At 33.1% G+C, this 19,433-nt stretch carries 12 protein-coding genes; 10 read left to right on the top strand and 2 right to left on the bottom strand.

Going from position 1 to position 19,433, the window contains the following annotated elements:
- Positions 1-98: 98 nt before the first annotated feature.
- Positions 99-635: a hypothetical protein gene (locus tag ADIWIN_RS16015; RefSeq protein WP_020894568.1), complete on the bottom strand. Its 537-nt coding sequence runs from the start codon at positions 633-635 to the stop codon at positions 99-101.
- A 168-nt stretch (positions 636-803) separates the two neighbouring features.
- Positions 804-4,343, bottom strand: a complete 3,540-nt coding sequence (locus ADIWIN_RS19755) for a choice-of-anchor I family protein (protein WP_020894567.1) — start codon at positions 4,341-4,343, stop codon at positions 804-806.
- 249 nt (positions 4,344-4,592) lie between these two features.
- On the opposite strand from ADIWIN_RS19755, the gene dnaK reads away from it, so the two are divergent.
- The 10 genes from dnaK (at position 4,593) to ADIWIN_RS15960 (ending at position 19,338) form a co-directional block, all read left to right on the top strand.
- On the top strand, positions 4,593-6,506 hold the full coding sequence (gene dnaK, locus ADIWIN_RS16005; protein ID WP_020894566.1) for a molecular chaperone DnaK: 1,914 nt from the start codon (positions 4,593-4,595) through the stop codon (positions 6,504-6,506).
- 215 nt (positions 6,507-6,721) lie between these two features.
- On the top strand, positions 6,722-7,951 hold the full coding sequence (locus ADIWIN_RS16000) for a class I SAM-dependent rRNA methyltransferase (protein ID WP_020894565.1): 1,230 nt from the start codon (positions 6,722-6,724) through the stop codon (positions 7,949-7,951).
- Positions 7,952-8,154: 203 nt separating this feature from the next.
- Positions 8,155-9,102 carry an NAD(P)H-dependent flavin oxidoreductase gene (locus tag ADIWIN_RS15995; protein ID WP_020894564.1) on the top strand — a complete coding sequence of 316 codons (948 nt, stop codon included), beginning with the start codon at positions 8,155-8,157 and terminating at the stop codon, positions 9,100-9,102.
- Positions 9,102-9,536, top strand: coding sequence for a hypothetical protein (locus ADIWIN_RS15990; protein WP_020894563.1), 435 nt, complete (start codon positions 9,102-9,104; stop codon positions 9,534-9,536). Before ADIWIN_RS15995 ends, ADIWIN_RS15990 begins: the two co-directional genes overlap by 1 nt.
- A gap of 117 nt (positions 9,537-9,653) precedes the next feature.
- Positions 9,654-10,001, top strand: a complete 348-nt coding sequence (locus ADIWIN_RS15985; protein WP_020894562.1) for a YciI family protein — start codon at positions 9,654-9,656, stop codon at positions 9,999-10,001.
- A 6-nt stretch (positions 10,002-10,007) separates the two neighbouring features.
- Complete coding sequence (locus ADIWIN_RS15980) at positions 10,008-11,267, top strand: RNA polymerase sigma factor (RefSeq protein ID WP_051155485.1); 1,260 nt, start codon at positions 10,008-10,010, stop codon at positions 11,265-11,267.
- The gene (locus ADIWIN_RS15975; protein WP_200859823.1) at positions 11,233-11,985 is read left to right on the top strand and encodes a DNA alkylation repair protein; all 753 of its coding nucleotides are present in this window, start codon (positions 11,233-11,235) and stop codon (positions 11,983-11,985) included. Before ADIWIN_RS15980 ends, ADIWIN_RS15975 begins: the two co-directional genes overlap by 35 nt.
- A 46-nt stretch (positions 11,986-12,031) precedes the next feature.
- The gene (locus ADIWIN_RS15970) at positions 12,032-12,406 is read left to right on the top strand and encodes a VOC family protein (protein ID WP_020894559.1); all 375 of its coding nucleotides are present in this window, start codon (positions 12,032-12,034) and stop codon (positions 12,404-12,406) included.
- 124 nt (positions 12,407-12,530) lie between these two features.
- Positions 12,531-12,851 carry a YtxH domain-containing protein gene (locus ADIWIN_RS15965; protein ID WP_020894558.1) on the top strand — a complete coding sequence of 107 codons (321 nt, stop codon included), beginning with the start codon at positions 12,531-12,533 and terminating at the stop codon, positions 12,849-12,851.
- Between the two features lie 385 nt (positions 12,852-13,236).
- Positions 13,237-19,338, top strand: coding sequence for a PAS domain-containing sensor histidine kinase (locus ADIWIN_RS15960; protein ID WP_040757614.1), 6,102 nt, complete (start codon positions 13,237-13,239; stop codon positions 19,336-19,338).
- Positions 19,339-19,433 lie beyond the last annotated feature (95 nt).

The raw sequence follows: 19,433 nt of genomic DNA, 5'->3' as shown, positions 1-19,433 counted from the left end.
CAAATATAGGTAGATGTTAATTCAATGGTGGCAATTTCCGAAATAAAAAAGCCTGAAAATTGAATCTTCAGGCTTTGTGTTTTTCTTTGAAAGTAAGTTTATAGTGTTTCAAACTCTGTTATATGAAATGCTTCTATGACACTGTCTAAGTTTGTAAAATCAATATCAAGGCTATTAACAGGATCTGCAGGTAAAATAACGATTCTAAAAACTTGGTTTTGAGTAAAACCAGCATCTAAAGTTGAAAGATTAAAGTTTCCATCTATTAACAATTTAACATCAGCAAAAGTATGATTAAATACGTATTGAATTATATCAGTGTCGTTAAGAAAGAAGTTCTGAGGAAGCGGCGACCATGCATCAGTGTCTTGTCCATCAATAGTTACTACTTCATCTAATCTATAAACTAAAACGACATCGCTGTCTAGTATATCATAAGGCAAAGCTACAATAGCTTCCTGTAAACCCGTATCGTTATCGTATTGAAAATTAATTGGCGATACCTCAAATGACTGAGCAGCATATTCATCTGCTGGTATACCTGGTGCACCATCAAAACCAGGAGGACCTTGGTCGCCAGTACAAGAGGTTAATAAAAAAGTAAGTGCAAATAATAAAGAGGTTATTTTTTTCATGATGATATAAAATTTAATTAATTACTAATGTATTGCTATTTGTTATCAAACAACATGCCCTTTTAGATATTATTAAGATTTAACTTCTAAATGATAAATGACTAAATTATTACAACAAAAAAAGCACCTTCAATTGAAGGTGCTTTTCATGGACATAAATTAGCAGATTTATTTAATTAAAAGCTTGAAGCTTTCTCCATTTTTTGTTTTCAAAATATAAGTGCCAGAAGTTAAGCTTGGTAGTTTGAAATCCATTGTATTTTCCTCAGATGCTATTTCACGACCTTGAAGATCAAATAAAGTCACTGAAACCGTTTTATTAAAATATACCATTTGATTCGATTTTGAAGGATTAGGATACATTTTTAAGGATTCAGATTGCAACGTAAATTCATATGTACTTAAGGCTGTGGCATTAAGCGCATAGAAACTTAATGTAGAACTGACTTCATTAGCCATAATTACTAAACCTGTATCATTAGGACTGTTTTCTGGCGTCACATAAATAATACCTTCTGGTGCTAAATCACCACCTTCATCGTCGCCTAAATCTCTATTATTCATGTATTTTTCAAATACCGGATTTGCTGGGTCGGTAATATTATAAGTCATAAACCCACCAACACGTTCTAAAGTTATAAACGCATAAAATTGACCATCAATTTCTGTGACCGTGACACCTTCTGGCTCAGGACCTTTATTGTCACTTCTGTTTTTAAAGTTATTATTGCTATTGCTTACGTTGAAAAGTGATCCGTAAACAGGATCGTTTGCTGTGATGCGTTCAAAATCATCAGCGCTATCATAAACTAAAGCACCTGTAGTTGCATTCCAAATGCTAAAAGAACGAGAACCAAACACATGAATTTCATCAAAATCTCCATCATTATCTAAATCGCCATTGGCATTTGTAGCGGTTAAACGACCTAAGTTGCTTTCTAGTTGTAAGAATTCCGCGTTCGGAAATACAATTGGATCTAAGTTTAAATCACTCACATTCACTTCTTCTTCAAAAGTATCATACTCTCTAGCGTCACCTTCATTTGCGGTTACTAAATAAGTCGTTCCTGCAACTTCATAAGAGGCCATAGCATCTGGCATGTACATCCCTTTTACTGGCCAATTAGATAAGAATACAAAATCTGTTTTATCTGATGTGTCCAATGTATTTCCTGCTAAAGCATGATCTTTTAAGCCTAAAGGAAGAATAGCGGTAATTGTGTTTGTTGCTAAATCAATAACTCCAACGGCATTGTTTTCTTGAAGCGTTACATAAGCCGTTTGAGAATCATCAGAGAATGTAATGTATTCTGGTTCTAAATCTTGAGACACTGAAGCATTTGGTCCAAAGATTCTAACACCATTAGTTTTTAATGTTTCAATTTGGGTATCAAAAGAATTAAAGTTTATTTGCGTAACGTTAGTTTGAGAAATATTACCCAATCCACCTGTAACATCAATAACAGAAATACTACCTTCAGGATCTACAGAATAATCATCATTTGGTTGCCCTTCATTAGCGACTAAAAGTTTTATCCCATCTGGAGTAAATCCAACCATATCTGGAAGATTTCCTGCGGTCACAGTAGAAGTAATTGTGCCATCAATATCACAAAAAATAACCACACCATCTTCTAAAGGCCCTTTTGAAATACCAAGAGCGACTATATTATTCATATAAGCAACACTTGTTGGATCACCATAAGTAGATAAATCAATAGTACTAATAGTAGATATAGCATTGATATCCGTAAAATCTATAATCTCTAATTTTTGTCCTGTTGAGTTCAATACAAATAAACGTTCTGAAACAGGGTCATGCGCTACAATTTCTGCAGATCCATCAGCATCTACTAAATAACTGGTGACATATTCAATATTTAGTAAATCAGTTGCAACAGGAACCGTAGTGTCATTATCTAAAATATAAATACCAACAGTTTCATAAGCGCCAAGCGTTCCATTATTAGGATTTGAAAGCTTTAAAATAAAAAGTTCATCCATTTCGGCAAGTATATCATCTGTAACAGGAATAGTAAGTGTAATAGCTTCTGTTGAATTTGCAGGAAAACTAATGGTTTGGTTTACAAAAGTGAAATCATCAGTTTCAGTAGCTGTAAGTAATTCAGTGACTAAACTAATATCAACAGAAACAATTTCTGATGTAGGTCCAGATAATTCAATTGAGATATCAATAGAAACTCCATCCTCACTAATACTATACGTACTTTGAGTAAAACTAATTTGAGGTGTTACAGTAGTCACAGGAGTATAGCTTCCAGGAGAAGCGAATACATTGTCCCCTATAGATTGACCGACTAAATTTGTGGCAGCTGCCCAATTGGTTCCTTCATTAAAGTCCGCATCGGGATTTAATAACTCTAAAGAAGGGCCGTCGCCATCAGCAGAAGTTGGCCAAGGAGCATCGTCGCTATATTCTACTTGAGATATGACATCTCCATTAGAATTTTTAATTTCAAGTAATTCACCACCATTTCCTAAGGCGTTAGAAATAGCTTGTGGCATGTCTAAGAACGTCACACCATAAAAAGCATCAGCAGTGATTTTGTCAGTAGCTAACAATACGATCTCACTAGCAGCAACTGACATTTCAGGAAATGTAAAACTGAAATTACCTTCATCGTTAACTGTTATGCCACCTAAATCAATAGAAGCTGTACTGTTATTATAGATTTCTATAAACTCTAAAGCATCAGAGTCGTCAGAAGGAGCATTATACATGATTTCAGTAATGATTAAACCAGAAGTTAATGCATTATAATAAAAATCGTCACTCACATAAGCCGTAGTTTGTGTGTTGGAAAATACATCTTCAAGATTATTAATAGTAACATTATAAGCTAAACCTTCAGTTAAACCTGAATGTGTCACAGTTGCTGTTAGCGTAACATTGTCATAAACAACTGAAGACACACTTAATGCAGGACTGAAAGTATAATTAGCCATTGCTTCTGCTGTAGCCTGAGTTACGTCTTCTGTAAAGATAATTTCTACAGTCGTTTGGTCTATTGAGTAAACGTTAGCAACACTTGGAGGATTGGTGTCTGTCGTCGAGATTACAAACGGCGTCGTGTTAAAAGGTAAACTAGCAGCCTCTTCAAAATTATAGTTACTCATATTATTTAAAGCAACACTATATCCATTAGCAGTGTAACCGGTTCTTGGTCCATTGTAAAGGGCTAATGAAGTTCCGTTAGCATATGTTATGGCAGTAGAGCCTTCTGTGAGTCCGGTACCAGTTAAGCCAGTGCCAACACCATCATCGTAAGCAGAAGATGAATTTGCTACAGCAGTAATAAATGTAATAGGTGTATCTATATCGGTACCTTGATATACAAAGATAGCTTCCGATGAAGCAGAAATACCTCCAGGAGAACCAACAATAGTTCCTTGAGATACGCTTGGTGTTGCACTAATAGTATAAAAGGTAATAATTGAGCCAGCAGTAATGATATCAGTACCTGTTTGCCATTCATAATTAGCTTCACCAGAATTAAAAGCGGTGCCTGTCCATTCTTTGTCAGAAAAATAAATACTACTGTTTGCTGGTATGTCAACGAATGTCACCATAGCAAAATCGTCATCATCATTGGCATGAAAAGCCGTAAATGCCATGTCGCCAGTATTCAGTTGAGCACTAGCAATACATGTAAAAAAGATAAAAAATAATTGTAAAATGTGTTTCATAATTTTTGGTTGTTTTTAGTTCTTGTAAAGTTATCAAGCGTAGGTTTCTTTATTATATACTCAGTATTATGATAGGATGAAGAAACTATTATGAATGTTATCCCTAGATTTTTTAAGTATTATGAGACATTGTAACTGATAACCATTTATTAAAGTGACATCATGTCATATTTTTTGCCATGGCATAATCATTGACTAATACTTATCGAGTCTAAAAAATTATAACACAACAAAACATATATATTTATTATGAGTAAGATTATTGGAATTGATTTAGGTACAACCAACTCTTGTGTTTCTGTAATGGAAGGGAATGAGCCAGTTGTAATCCCAAACGCTGAAGGTAAAAGAACAACACCTTCTGTTATCGCTTTCGTAGAAGGTGGTGAAATTAAAGTTGGAGATCCAGCAAAAAGACAAGCAGTTACTAACCCAACAAAAACGGTTTATTCTATTAAGCGTTTTATGGGTAATAAGTATTCTGAATCTAAAAAAGAAGCAGAGCGTGTACCATATAAAGTGGTAAAAGGTGACAACGATACTCCAAGAGTAGATATCGATGGTCGTTTATATACACCTCAAGAATTATCTGCAATGGTGCTTCAGAAAATGAAGAAAACTGCTGAAGATTATTTAGGAACTGATGTTACAGAAGCTGTAATTACAGTACCAGCATATTTTAACGATGCACAACGTCAGGCTACAAAGGAAGCTGGTGAGATTGCAGGTCTTAAAGTTCGTAGAATTATCAACGAACCAACAGCTGCAGCATTAGCATACGGAATGGACAAAAAAGGTGTAGACCAAAAAATCGTAGTATTTGATTTTGGTGGTGGAACACATGATGTATCTATTTTAGAATTAGGTGATGGTGTATTTGAAGTATTATCTACAGATGGTGATACACACTTAGGTGGTGATGATGTTGATCAACGTATTATCGATTGGTTAGCTGAAGAGTTTATCGCTGACGAGTCTATGGATTTACGTAAAGACCCAATGGCTTTACAACGTTTAAAAGAAGCAGCTGAAAAAGCGAAGATTGAATTATCTTCTTCTGCACAAACAGAAATCAACTTACCTTACGTTACAGCTACAGCTAGTGGACCAAAACACTTAGTACGTACGTTAACACGTTCTAAATTTGAGCAGTTAATTGACGATTTAATCAAACGTACTATTGAGCCATGTGCTTCTGCTTTAAAAGCAGCAGGTTTATCAAAATCCGATATTGACCAAGTTATTTTAGTTGGTGGTTCTACACGTATTCCTGCGGTTGTAAATGCAGTTGAAACGTTCTTCGGAAAAGCTCCAAGTAAAGGTGTTAACCCTGATGAGGTTGTATCTTTAGGTGCAGCGATCCAAGGTGGTGTTTTATCTGGTGATGTAAAGGATGTTCTTTTATTAGACGTTACTCCATTATCATTAGGTATTGAAACTATGGGTAATGTAATGACAAAGTTAATTGAGTCTAACACTACGATTCCTACTAAGAAATCGCAAGTATTCTCAACAGCAGCAGACAATCAGCCATCAGTAGAAATTCACGTATTACAAGGTGAACGTCCAATGGCAGCAGATAACAAAACGATTGGTCGTTTCCACTTAGACGGAATTCCACCATCAAGAAGAGGAACACCTCAGATTGAAGTAACGTTTGATATTGATGCCAATGGTATCATTAAAGTATCTGCTACAGATAAAGCAACAAACAAAACTCAAGATATCAGAATTGAAGCGTCATCTGGATTAACAGAAGAGGAAATTCAAAAGATGAAAGCTGATGCAGAGGCAAATGCTGAATCTGATGCGAAAGCAAAAGAAACTGCTGATAAATTGAATGAAGCGGATGCAATGATTTTTCAAACAGAAAGTCAGTTGAAAGAATTCGGTGATAAATTATCTGATGATAAAAAAGCACCAATTGAATCAGCGCTTGAAGAATTGAAAACAGCATACGAAACAAAAGATATCGCAGTGATCACTCCAGCTTTAGATAAAATCAACGAAGCATGGAAAGTAGCAAGTGAAGAAATGTATAAAGCACAAGCAGAAGGTGGAGCACCAGAAGGTGGACCAACTGACGCAGGTGCAGGTGCAAAAGGACAAGCTGCTGATGATAGTAGTGATGTTGAAGATGTAGACTTCGAAGAAGTTAAGTAAGCAGAGAACCAACTTTCGCTTTTTTGCAAAAGTTGTTTTGGGATCTCAACAAAAATTAAAGTCAGAAGCTTGAAGAAGCTAAAGACTAATATTATAGAGTAAAAAACGCAATCATTAATTTGATTGCGTTTTTTTGTTTTAAAATGTCAGATTCCTGAGTTCTCATTAAAAACATTGTCATTTAGTTTCGTACTTTCGAAGCCAAAAATATAAACATGTCTTTTTCAGATTACATACATTCTAATTACGTACCTAAACGATTAGCTGTAAAACTCAATGCTAAAGGAGAACAATTCGTTGTAAAAGGACATCCTTGGGTGTTTTCTAATAGTATTGTAAAAATAAACGATGAAGCAGAAACAGGTGATTTAGCCATAATTTTTAGCAAGAATAAAAACAAAGTCGTTGGTTTAGGGTTATATGATGCTGATTCTCCAATCCGTATTAAAATTATCCACAATGCTGACATTAAAGTTGAGGTTAATGCTGCTTTTTTTCATCATAAAATTGTATTGGCTTTTAAGAAACGTTCAGAATTACTTCTAACCAACACCAATAGTTATCGCTTATTATTTGGTGAAAATGATGGTTTCCCTGGGTTAATTGCTGATGTTTATGATTCCGTATTAGTTGTAAAAGTATATTCTGAAATATGGTTGCCTTATTTAAAACCTATTCTAGAGAGTTTACAACAAATTTCAAAGGCTGAAACCATGGTAATGCGTTTAAGTAGAAGTTTACAACATAGTGATAAACATGCTTTAAAAGATGGAGAAGTCATTTACGGTACGTTAGATAATGAAGTCGTGAAATTTGTAGAGCATGGTGTCAATTTTTCTGCCAACGTTATAAAAGGTCATAAAACAGGCTATTTTTTAGATCATAGAGATAATAGAAGACGAGTAGGCGAATTAAGCAAAGGCAAATCAGTTTTAGATGTGTTTTCTTATGCTGGTGGATTTTCAGTTCACGCTTTAGCAAAGGGTGCAACCGATGTTACAAGTTTAGATATAAGTAAGCAAGCATTAGATATGGCTCGCGAAAATGGAAAGTTAAATGCTTATACAGGTCAGCATAAAACCATCTCAGGTGATGCATTTGCAGAAATGAAAGCGTTAATAGCAAAAGGTAAAACCTTTGATGTTGTAGTAATCGATCCTCCAAGTTTTGCTAAGCAACAATCTGAGATTGATTTAGCGAAAAAGAAATATGCGCAACTAGCCGAACTAGGTGAGAAGCTTACGGCTAAAAACGGCCTTTTAGTTTTAGCATCGTGTTCCTCTAGAGTATTGGCGCAAGCTTTTTTCGACTTAAACTCTCAAGTCTTAAATTCTCAATCAAGACTTTTTGAAACAGAACTAAAAACCAAACACGATAGTGATCACCCTATAGCATTCCCTGAAGGAGCCTATTTAAAGTGTGGCTATTATCGATTTTTAGAATAATTCAAGTCTTTGTAAATTAATAGTATGACTTCCAGATTGTGATTTTGTAATTTATAGCGCTAATTTTATTGTTATCTTAATAATAGTCAGTTCTTTTTTATAATTCGCAATCAACTATTATGCACGCATAATAAATTACTTTATATTTGTAATCATATAATCAAGTTATATTAATACGTTTTTCATTTTATTAGCAAAAAACTATGCAAACCAAACTAACTGAATTACTCGATATTAAGCACCCAATTATTCAAGCACCAATGTTTTTAGTCTCTAATGTTGCTATGGTAACAGAAGCTATGAAAGCGGGAATTGCAGGTTGTATTCCAGCATTAAATTACAGAACTTTAGACGAGTTAAGAGCTGCTCTAAAAGCGCTTAAGGCTAATAAAGTTGAAGGTGGTTCGTTTGGATTTAATCTAATTGTGAATAAATCTAACGTTAAATATAAAGGACAATTAGAAGTAATTTGCGAAGAAGGTTGTGACTTTATAATTACATCTTTAGGAAGTCCTGAAGAAACAATTAAACAAGCACATGCTGTAGGTATAAAAGTGTTTTGTGATGTTACCGATTTGAGATTTGCCAAAAAAGTAGAACAATTAGGCGCTGATGCTGCAATAGCTGTTAATAATGAAGCTGGTGGACACAGAGGAAATTTATCACCAGAAGAATTAACGAGTTTATTAAATAAAGAATTATCAATTCCTGTAATTTCTGCAGGTGGAGTAGGCTGCAAAGCCGACATCGATAAAATGTTAAGCTATGGTGCCGCAGGAGTTTCCGTTGGTAGTCCGTTTATTGCATCAATAGAAGGTGGTGTAACGGACGATTATAAACAAGCTTGTGTAAATTATGGTGCCAAAGACATTATAATGACAGAACGTATATCTGGCACTCCTTGTACCGTAATCAATACACCTTATGTTCAAAAAATAGGCACAAAAGCGACGTGGATTGAAAATCTTTTAAATAAAAACAAGAGCTTAAAAAAATGGGTGAAAATGATTCGTTTTTCAATAGGGATGAAAGCGACAGAGAAAGCAGCGAAAAAAGCGACTTACAAAACGGTTTGGGTAGCTGGCCCAAGTATAGAGCATACCACAGAGATTCTTCCAGTAAAAGCTATTGTAGAGAAATTAGTTAATTAATGGCTCTAACTTCAAAGACCTTTAAATATAGTATAATTATTATTGGGATTTTAGGTTGTCTTTTTATAGGAAGCATACTTTTTTCCATTTTATATGAATCTAAAAAAGACATTTCTAATGAAGAACCTTATGTGTTGTTTTTAAATATACCACAAAAATTAAAAGCGGTTAGTACCGTTCGTTGGCATAAAGATAACTTACGTTTTAGTCCTTATAGTTTGGAGGTTAATGATGACTCTTACCACAATGACGAAGATTTTAAGTCTGTAAAGCACTACCAACCGGGTGATATTATTACGTTTCATGCCGCAAAATCGTATTTTAGTAATCATGTTGGAGAAAGCTATTATCTTATGGCTCGCGATACTTTAGATACAGGTGAAATTATAGAATTTCAATATTATTACACACCTAATACCTTACCTTTCGATTAATACTTTTCTATTTTAGAAAAAAGTCTATATCTTTATTTTAAATTTTTTATTCAATAATTGTCCTCTTTTATCTTTTGGTAAACGTCATAAGGATATAACTATTAAATTTAAAAAATTATGAAAGATTTTATGATGATTTTCGTTGGTAAAGAGTATGTTGATTTAGGCATGTCACCAGAAGACTTACAAAGCAGAATGGAAAAATGGTTTGCTTGGGGAGCAAAAATGGAAAAAGCAGGTATTTTAAAAGGAGGTGAAGCATTAACACCTCAAATTAGACGTGTTACAGGTAAAGACAGAACCGTTACCGATTTAACTTCTGCGGAAGTGAAAGAAATTGTCGGTGGTTTTTATTTGATAAAAGCGAAGGATTTTGATGCGGTTGAAGAGATTGCTAAAGATTTTCCGGATTATGATTTAGGGAATACAGTAGAAATTCGTGAAATTATGGTATTCGATCAATAATCGTTAATGGAACCAAAACTATTAGACCATCTTTTTCGCCATCACAGTGGAAAGATGGTCTCTGTTTTAACACGAATATTTGGATTGCAACATCTCGATATTATTGAAGATGCTGTGCAAGATACCTTTATAAAAGCGAGTTTGTCCTGGAGAAAAGAACAACCAGAGTATCCTGAAGCTTGGTTAACTAAAGCGGCTAAAAATAGAGTTTTAGATATTTTTAGAACTTTAAAAGCTCAAAAAAATAATAGTCCCAATATTACACAAGGTACTGATGCTATTGCTATTAATGAGTTGTTTTTAGATTCAGAAATAGAAGATGCACAACTTAGAATGATATTTACGGCTTGCCATCCTAAATTAGATCCTCGCGACCGAATTTCTTTTGCCTTAAAAACCGTTTCCGGATTTAGTATTAAAGAAATCGCTTCCGCATTACTTACCAAAGAAGAAACGATTAAAAAACGTTTGTTACGTGCTCGCAAGGCGATTAAAAACGCCGATTTACAATTCAATATACCACAAGGTAAAAACTTACAAGAGCGCTTAGATAGTGTATTAGAAGTGTTATACCTTATTTTTAATGAAGGGTTTCACTCAAATAGTAAAGACCAATTAATTCGAGAAGATTTATGTGGTGAATCCTTACGTTTATGTCAATTATTGCTCAATCATAAAGAAACTCAACTGCCAGAGTGTTATGCGCTTTTTTCTTTACTATGTTTTCATTCGGCAAGATTAGAAGCCAAAACAAACCTCAATAATGAAGTACTAGATTTAAAACAACAAGACAGAGCCTTATGGCATATGCCATTAATTGAACTTGGCAATTCTATGATGTTTAAAGCTGTGGAAACTGAATATTTTTCATGTTATCATTATGAAGCTGCCATTGCTGCCGAACACCTAAAGGCTAAAACATTTGAAGACACCAATTGGAATAAAATTTCACACTGGTACGACGCTTTATATACGTTACAACCTATGCCTTCACACTTACTAACCATGGCCGTTATTGCTATACAGACAAAGGATTATAAAATAGCAAATGCGTATTTAAAACAATTAGAACCCGAAGATTTAGAGCAACGTGCCTATTTATATTACGCTGCAAAAGCAGATTATTATGCAGAAACCGATAATGTTGATGAAGCTATTCTACAACTTGATTTGGCTTTAAATACTGTAACTAATACCTTAGAAAAAGCGTATTTATTGAAAAAAAATCAACTTGGATACTTTAGTTACAATTACTTTAAAAAATAAAATTGATTATATGACCTATAATGACATCATAGAATGCTTATATGACTTGCAAGACAAAGATAAAGTGGAGTTTAAGGCAAAGAAATTCGGGATTATCTCAAATAATTCGTTAGGTATATATCACAAAGATTTAAAAGTGATAGCCAAAGAAATTGGAACGGATAACAAATTGGCCTTACAACTTTTTGATAGCGGAATTTATGAAGCTCGTCTATTATGTAGCAAACTATTTAAGCCCAAAGATGTTACAGAAGACCTCATGGAAAAATGGGTGAAGACTTTTGAGAATTGGGAAATTTGCGACAGCTTTTGTATGGGGCTATTTTCAAAAAGCAATTTTGCATTAGCTAAAATATTAGAATGGTCACAGAGAGAGCCCGAATTTGAAAAAAGAGCAGCATTTGCCACTTTAGCATCCTATTGTATGGCAGATAAAACTTCAGATAACGACTTGTTTGAACAGTTTTTCGCAATTATAAAACGCGAAGCCAATGACGACAGAGTATACGTGAAAAAAGCAGTTAATTGGACTTTAAGAAATATAGGTAAACGAAATATTGATCTTAATCGTAGAGCCATAGAAGTCGCGAATGAAATTCTAAAATCAGAAAGTAAATCAGCTCAATGGATTGCAAAAAATGCCTTAACCGAATTGCAAAAAGAAGGTGTTAGAATGTCTGATTATCCGCGAGCTATTTATAGAATTCCGGTTGGCTAAGGTTAATGAAATTTAAATATCATCAAATTAATTATAATTTAGATATATGAAATTAAAACCAAAATCCATAAGACCATTCATAGGTTCTAAAGATTACAACCTTTCAAGAGAATTTTATCGCGATCTAGGATTTGACGAATTTGTCATTACTCATAATATGTCTGTCTTTAAAACTAGAGAGTTCGCCTTTTATTTACAAGATTATTACGCAAAAGATTGGGTAGATAACACCATGGTTTTTCTTGAAGTTGATAATGTTCAAGATCATTTAGGAAAGCTAAAGAAAAGCGGTATAACTGAGACGTATGCTACTGTAAGATGTTCAGAAATTGTATGTAATGATTGGGGAAATGAATTTTTCCTACACGACCCTTCAGGCATACTTTGGCATTTTGGCGAATTTAATACTGAAGTCAAATAATCAATAAAAACTAAAATTTTAGATCTTTATTATTACTCTAAACACTTGGTACTAAATTTGTTTGTAACATACTAGTAGGTTTTAAGACATATAGTTAAACACGTTTAATTAAAATAAAAAAGTTATGATTCATAAAGGAGCGATAGTATTAGGAGCATTAATTGGAGCAGCGGCAGGAGTTTTATTAGCACCAGAAAAAGGAAGTGTTACAAGAGATAAGCTTAAAAAAGAAGGTAAAGAGATTAAAGATCAAATTACTAGTGATTTTACAGAAGTAAAAGAAGATTTGTCTAAAGCTGCAGCTTCCGGTAAAGAAAAATTTAAACAAGATTTAGAAGACTTTGCATCAAAATCGAGTTATAAAACAGAACAGGCTATTTCATTTTTAGAAAAACAATTAGCCATTTTAAAAGAAAAGAATAAAACACTACAGAAGACGATATAATGTGTTGATTTCAATAGCATTAGGTTGTGTGTAAATTTAATCCTCTTCCAATTATCTTTCATGTAATGGTTTGGGAAAATTTATTATTGCCCTTTTATAAAATGGATTAATTAAGAACATTATTCAGGGTGTTCTTTTTTTATAAATTCACCTTAACTAAAGTGTGACATTTAAATAAATTAACAATATTTTTGTATTTTAACGTTTTATCTATTTGTATTACCCCAAGTCATATTCATCTTTTTTTTATTATAAGTGACTCTTAATGAATTGAATGTGTCTAAATATATATGCGGGAAATATTATAGTTAAAATATTTTTTATAGCAAATGTATTTAAACGTTTCTGTTTATTTTGACAGGCGTATTTTATTTATTAAAAAACTGTGAAGAGACTAGAACATTCAATCAAAAAAAGGTATTTACTATTTATATCTACATTTATATTAATCATTATAGCCATATTATTTATTCTTCAAAGTAGCGTTAATGATCAAAAAGGAGAAGCTTTATTAATTAATAAAGCATCTGAGCAGTGTATGTTAAATGAACGTATGAACAGCTTAGTTTATTCTTTTGAAAGTATTAATGGAGATACGATCAGTTCAGAAATAATAGGGTCGTTTAAAGACTATGTTGATGAATTTGAAAACACACATCATTATTTAGATTCTGTAAATAAACAACAAGAAGGAAGTGAAGCACTAGACTCGTTGCTTAAAGTTACGGGTAGACAATCACAAAAAATAGTTTCGTCTAGTAGGAATATTATAAATAATCCTAATAAAAATTTAATTGCCGAAGATGTAAATAGTATAGCAGACGCAGAATTGCCTTATTTCTTAACGATGCAGTCTGTAATTAGAGAATATCAAAAGAGTGCTGATAAAAATCTTCAAAATCTTTTACAAACGATTTATATCCTCGCATTTATTGCGATATTAATATTATTGGGGGAATTCCTATTTGTTTTAGTTCCTGCACTAAAGCAATTATTTGAACAAAATGATAAGCTTGTAGAAGTAAATAGTGAACTAGCTAAATCTGAAACCAAGATAAAAGATAATTTATTAGAGCTAACAAGTCTTAAAATAGATTTAGAAAAAAGAGAGGCTTACAATAAAGTATTTATTGAGCAAGCACCAACAGCTATTGCCATGTTAGATAATGATATGAGATATATTGCGGTATCTCAGCGTTGGATCACTGATTATAAAATGGAGAATGAAGAGATTATTGGTCGTAGCCATTATGATATTTTTCCAGAAATAGGTGAGGAGTGGAAGATGAATAACCAAAAGTGTTTAAATGGAGCCATTGATACTTGCGATGAAGCGCCCTTTATCCGCGCAGATGGAACGGTACAGTGGATTTTTTGGGATGTACGCCCTTGGTATATTTCTGAAGGTAAGATTGGAGGCTTGCTAATGTATACAGGTGATATAACACACTTAAAAGAAAAGGAAGATGAAAAAATTCGTATAGAAAAAATATTAGAAAAATCCAATGAAGTGTCTCGTATAGGAACATGGGATATCGATTTAATAAAAAATACCATTTTTTGGAGTAAAATCGTTTACGAAATACACGAAGCATCTGAAGGTTTTCAACCAGATTTAGATACTGCAATTCAATTTTTTAAAGAAGGAAAAAGTAGAGACACTATTGAAAAAGCAGTAAATGACGCTATGGAAAATGGTACATCTTATGATGTAGAAGTAGAGTTGGTAACATTAAAGGGTAATATTGTTTGGACACGCGCTATCGGTCAGGCAGAGATTGTAGATGGCAAATGTGTACGTGTTTTTGGAGTGTTTCAAGATATAAATGAGAAGAAGCTTTCTCAAATAGCTTTAAATAAGGCGCATACAGAGTTAGAAGCCATTTTCAATTCTAAAGCGATCGCTATTGTTGCGACGACTAGAGATGGTGTTATTAGTAAGTTTAATCCTGGCGCAGAAGTCTTAACAGGTTATTCTGCAGATGAAATGATAGGTTTAGAAAGACCAATCTTGTATCATTTCAGAGAAGAATTAGATACATTTAAAGCGGATATTGCAAAACAATATGGAAAAAGTCTTACCGGTTTTAGTGCGCAAGAAGAATTAGCAAAATATAATGCTTACGATACTCGAGAATGGCACTACCTTAAAAAAGATGGATCAATTATACCTGTTCAATTAACCTTAACATCCATAAAAGACGAGAAAGGAAAAGTTATTGGTTTTTTAGGAGTCTCTACAGATGTTTCAGAAAAAAGAATGGCCCAAAACGAACTCTTACAAAAAAATCAACTTTTAAATTTTGCAGAGGAGGTCACTTTACTTGGTAATTGGCAATGGGATATCGTTACTGGCAATATCGAAAGTTCTAATAATTTATATAACATTTTTAACCTTGATAAAAATACTGACCTTTTAAATTTTGATACTTATTTTAATTTAGTTCATCCAGATGATCAAGATTTTGTAAGTAAATGTTTAAATAAAATAATAGAAGAGAAGACGTTTCATAAGTTTACACATCGAATTATAACTGCAGATGGAGTTATAAAAACTATTGAGGCTCTAGGTGAAGTTATTATGAACAATAATGGAGAGGTTATCAAAATAAACGGTACGAGCCAAGATATTACTGCAGCTAAACTTGCTGAAATAGAATTGAATAGAGCGCACATGCAGTTAAAGGCAATCTTTAATTCTGGCCCTATAGCTATTGTGTCTACTGACAATAATGGAGTATTGAACCATTTTAATAGTGGAGCAGAACTTTTATTAGGCTATTCTGCTTCTGAAATGATTGGATTAAAAGAACCAGAGATTTATCATTTAGAAGAAGAACTAAACCAATTTAGAATTGATATAGCAGATAAGTATGGTTTAGATCCTGAGGGTGTTAATCCTTATTTAGAATTAGCAAACAGAAACGAATATGATACACGTGAGTGGACGTATAAAAGAAAAGATGGTTCTACGTTTCCTGTAGAATTAACGTTAACTGCAATTAAAAATGAACAAGGTGAAAAAATAGGATTTTTAGGGGTCGCATTTGACATTTCCGAAAGAAAAGTCGCTAAAAATGAACTCATACGAAAAAATCAATTATTAAATTTTGCAGAAGAGATTACCTTATTAGGGAATTGGCAGTGGGATACGGTTGCCAATAAGGTAGAGTGGTCTAATAATATGTATAATATTTTTGGACTCGATAAAGAAATAGAGAATTTAAGTTTTGATACGTATTTTAATTTTGTACATCCTGAAGATAAAGGTATTGTAACCGATTATTTTGATCAAACACGAGCAGAGAAAAACCTTAAACGTTTTACACATCGTATAATAGCAGGTAATGGAGAAGTAAAAATAATACAACTTTTAGGTGAAGTCATTACTGATATATTTGGTAATATTATTGAAATGATTGGTACTTGCCAAGATGTTACAGCGGCTTATGTTGCCGAAAGAGAATTATTTGATGCCCACACCCAATTAAAAGCCATATTTAATTCTGGGCCATTAGCCATTGTATCGGTTGATAATGATGGGGTTATTAGCCATTTTAATAGTGGCGCAGAATTTTTACTAGGGTATTCCGCTTCAGAAATGATTGGATTAAAGAAACCAGAAATATATCATTTAGAGGAAGAACTCTTAGATTTTAAGAAAGATATCGCTAATAAATACAACAAAGATCTCAATGGTTTTAGTCCTTATTTAGAATTATCAAAGCATAATGCGTACGATACAAGAGAGTGGACCTATCGCAGAAAAGATGGCTCAACGTTTCCTGTTGAATTAACATTAACGGCTATAAAAAATAATGAAGGAGAAAAAATAGGATTTTTAGCTGTAGCAAATGATATTTCTGACAGAAAAATTACGCAAAATGAACTGTTACGCAAAAATCAGATACTAAATTTTGCAGAGGAAATTACGCTGATGGGGAATTGGCAAGTAGATATTGCAAATGATACCGTTAAATGGTCAACGAACCTTTATCGTATTTTTCAATTGGATGAAAATACGCATACAACACTAGAGACATATCTTAATTTTTCGCACCCAGAAGATAAGGATCGTGTAGCAGAACACATGCGAAAGACTATTGAAGATAAGGCGTTTACGGATATAACACATCGAATTCAATTAAAAGATGGTACGATAAAAATTGTTCAACTTTTAGCTCAGGTGACTACAAATGATTTTGGTGATGTTACAGAAGTTATAGGTACATGCCAAGATGTAACAGCTCAGAAAATGGCTGAAATAGAACTTATCCGTAAAAACCACTTTTTAAGTTTTGCAGAACGGATAACCATGATGGGGAATTGGCAATGGGACGTTGTAACTGATACCTTGAAATGGTCTTCTAATTTGTATAAAATATTTGAGCATGATGAAAGTATAACTAATCTAAGGTATGATACATTTTACAGTTATGTTCATCCAGACGATAAAGAGTATATTGCTAAGTATGTAGCTGATTCGTTCTTAGAAAAAAAGTTTCCTAGTAATTTTATACACCGTATTGTAACAGGTAGTGGAAAAATAAAAACAGTTCATTTTTTAGGGGAAGTTATACTCAATGAGCAAGGTGAAGTTCTTGAAATGATGGGAACTTGCCAAGACATTACCGAACAAAAGATGGAGGAAAATAAGTTTAGAGGCTTATTAGAATCCGCTCCAGATGCTATGGTAATTGTAGATGAAAATGATGAAATTCAATTAATTAATAAAGAAGCTGAAAAATTATTTGGCTACCATATTGACGAATTGATAGGTAAGAAGGTAGAAATGCTTATTCCTAAAAGATTTGAAGGCATGCATACGGAACATCGTGCTAGTTTTTTTAGTAATGATCCTGAGAAACGTTTAACAACAGCAAGAAATGAATTATATGGTTTAAATAAAGACGGTAAAGAAATTCCTATTCAAGTAAGTCTTAGTCCACTTCAAACAGAACAAGGACTATTGTTATCTGCAGCAATAAGAGATATAACAGCTCAAAAACAAGCGGAGAATGAAATTTTACGTAAGAATCAGTTATTAACTTTTGCAGAGAAGATAACGATGATGGGGAATTGGCAATGGAATCTTATAACAAATGCTGTAGAATGGTCCGCCAACCTTTATAGTATATTTGGAGTTGAAGAAAACACAACGGTATCATATGACACCTATTTTAGTTTTGTTCATACAGCTGATAAAGAAAGAGTAACAGCACATGTAGAGAAGTCAATTAACGATAAAGAAGTTATTGATTTAATGCATCGTATTACACTAGTAGATGGAACGGTAAAAACCATACAGCTTTTGGCCGAAGTTATTTTAGATAGTTTAGGTAATGTAGTTGAAATGATTGGGACCTGCCAAGATGTAACGGCACAGCGAATGGCAGAAAACAAATTTAGAGGATTGTTAGAGTCCGCACCAGATGCCATGGTAATTGTGAATGCAGAAAGAAATATTCAACTTATTAATAAACAAGCTGAAAAATTATTCGGTTATTCAGCAGAAGAATTAATCAATAAATCAGTTGAAATCCTGATTCCTAAACAATCTCCTAAAGGAGATGTATCTCATAGTGAAGGCTTTTTCTCTAACCGAAATGTGAGAGCCATGGGAGTAGGAAATGAAAAAGAACTATTTGCCATTAATAAAAGCGGCATAGAAATACCAATACAAATAAGTTTGAGTCCGCTTCAAACAGAAGAAGGCCTATTAGTTTCGGCAGCTATACGAGATATAACAGTACAAAAATCAGCACAAGCTAAAATAATAAATGCTAAAAATGATTTAGAAGTCTTAGCACAAAAGTTGATTATTCAAAACAGCCAACTTGCAGATTTTGCACAGATTACGTCTCATAACCTTCGCGCGCCAGTAAGTAATTTGAATTCTCTTTTAGGGTTTTATGTAGAATCGGATGATACTGAAGAAAAAGACTTTTTGTTTAAAAAATTCGAAGCCGTTATTAATCACCTTACCGTAACCTTAAATACATTAGTAGAAGCATTAAAAATTAGAAGTGATAACTCTAGAAATAAAGAAGATATTAGGTTTGAAGACGTGTTGAGAACCACAACGGACATTTTAAGTGGAGAAATATTAAAAACTAGTGCTATAATTAAAGCGGATTTTTCTAAATTGCCATTAATAAATTATGATAAAATTTATTTAGAAAGTATTTTCCTTAATTTGATAGGAAATGCTATAAAATACAGGTCTAAAGATAGAGACCCACACATTAGTATAGAATCTGAAAACCACAACGGGAAAATAAAATTAACAATAACGGATAACGGTTTAGGTATAAACTTAGAGAGACATGGTAATAAAATTTTTGGTTTAAATAAAGTATTTCACAGACATCCAGATGCTAAAGGAGTGGGTTTATATATGACCAAAACACAAGTTGAAGCTATGGGTGGAGCTATTAATGTATCGAGTAAAGTAAATAAAGGGACAACGTTTACAATAATTTTTTAATTATGAATAGTAATTACAATATATGTGTAATTGATGATGACGACATCTATCAATTTACAATTGTTAAAATACTTAAGTCCATTGATTTAGAAAAA

Source organism: Winogradskyella psychrotolerans RS-3, from assembly GCF_000427335.1.
In the GTDB taxonomy this organism is placed as follows: Bacteria; Bacteroidota; Bacteroidia; order Flavobacteriales; family Flavobacteriaceae; genus Winogradskyella; species Winogradskyella psychrotolerans.
Note: the sequence above shows the minus strand (reverse complement) of the source record. Positions and strands in the feature narration are given on the sequence as shown.

What these genes read in the sequence shown, in the direction of transcription:
- ADIWIN_RS16015 (WP_020894568.1), bottom strand. Translation starts at nt 635, where the DNA reads ATGAAAAAAATAACCTCTTTATTATTTGCACTTACTTTTTTATTAACC.
- ADIWIN_RS15965 (WP_020894558.1), top strand. Translation starts at nt 12,531, where the DNA reads ATGATTCATAAAGGAGCGATAGTATTAGGAGCATTAATTGGAGCAGCG.
- ADIWIN_RS15985 (WP_020894562.1), top strand. Translation starts at nt 9,654, where the DNA reads ATGAAAGATTTTATGATGATTTTCGTTGGTAAAGAGTATGTTGATTTA.
- ADIWIN_RS15995 (WP_020894564.1), top strand. Translation starts at nt 8,155, where the DNA reads ATGCAAACCAAACTAACTGAATTACTCGATATTAAGCACCCAATTATT.
- ADIWIN_RS15980 (WP_051155485.1), top strand. Translation starts at nt 10,008, where the DNA reads ATGGAACCAAAACTATTAGACCATCTTTTTCGCCATCACAGTGGAAAG.
- ADIWIN_RS15990 (WP_020894563.1), top strand. Translation starts at nt 9,102, where the DNA reads ATGGCTCTAACTTCAAAGACCTTTAAATATAGTATAATTATTATTGGG.
- dnaK (WP_020894566.1), top strand. Translation starts at nt 4,593, where the DNA reads ATGAGTAAGATTATTGGAATTGATTTAGGTACAACCAACTCTTGTGTT.
- ADIWIN_RS16000 (WP_020894565.1), top strand. Translation starts at nt 6,722, where the DNA reads ATGTCTTTTTCAGATTACATACATTCTAATTACGTACCTAAACGATTA.
- ADIWIN_RS19755 (WP_020894567.1), bottom strand. Translation starts at nt 4,343, where the DNA reads ATGAAACACATTTTACAATTATTTTTTATCTTTTTTACATGTATTGCT.
- ADIWIN_RS15970 (WP_020894559.1), top strand. Translation starts at nt 12,032, where the DNA reads ATGAAATTAAAACCAAAATCCATAAGACCATTCATAGGTTCTAAAGAT.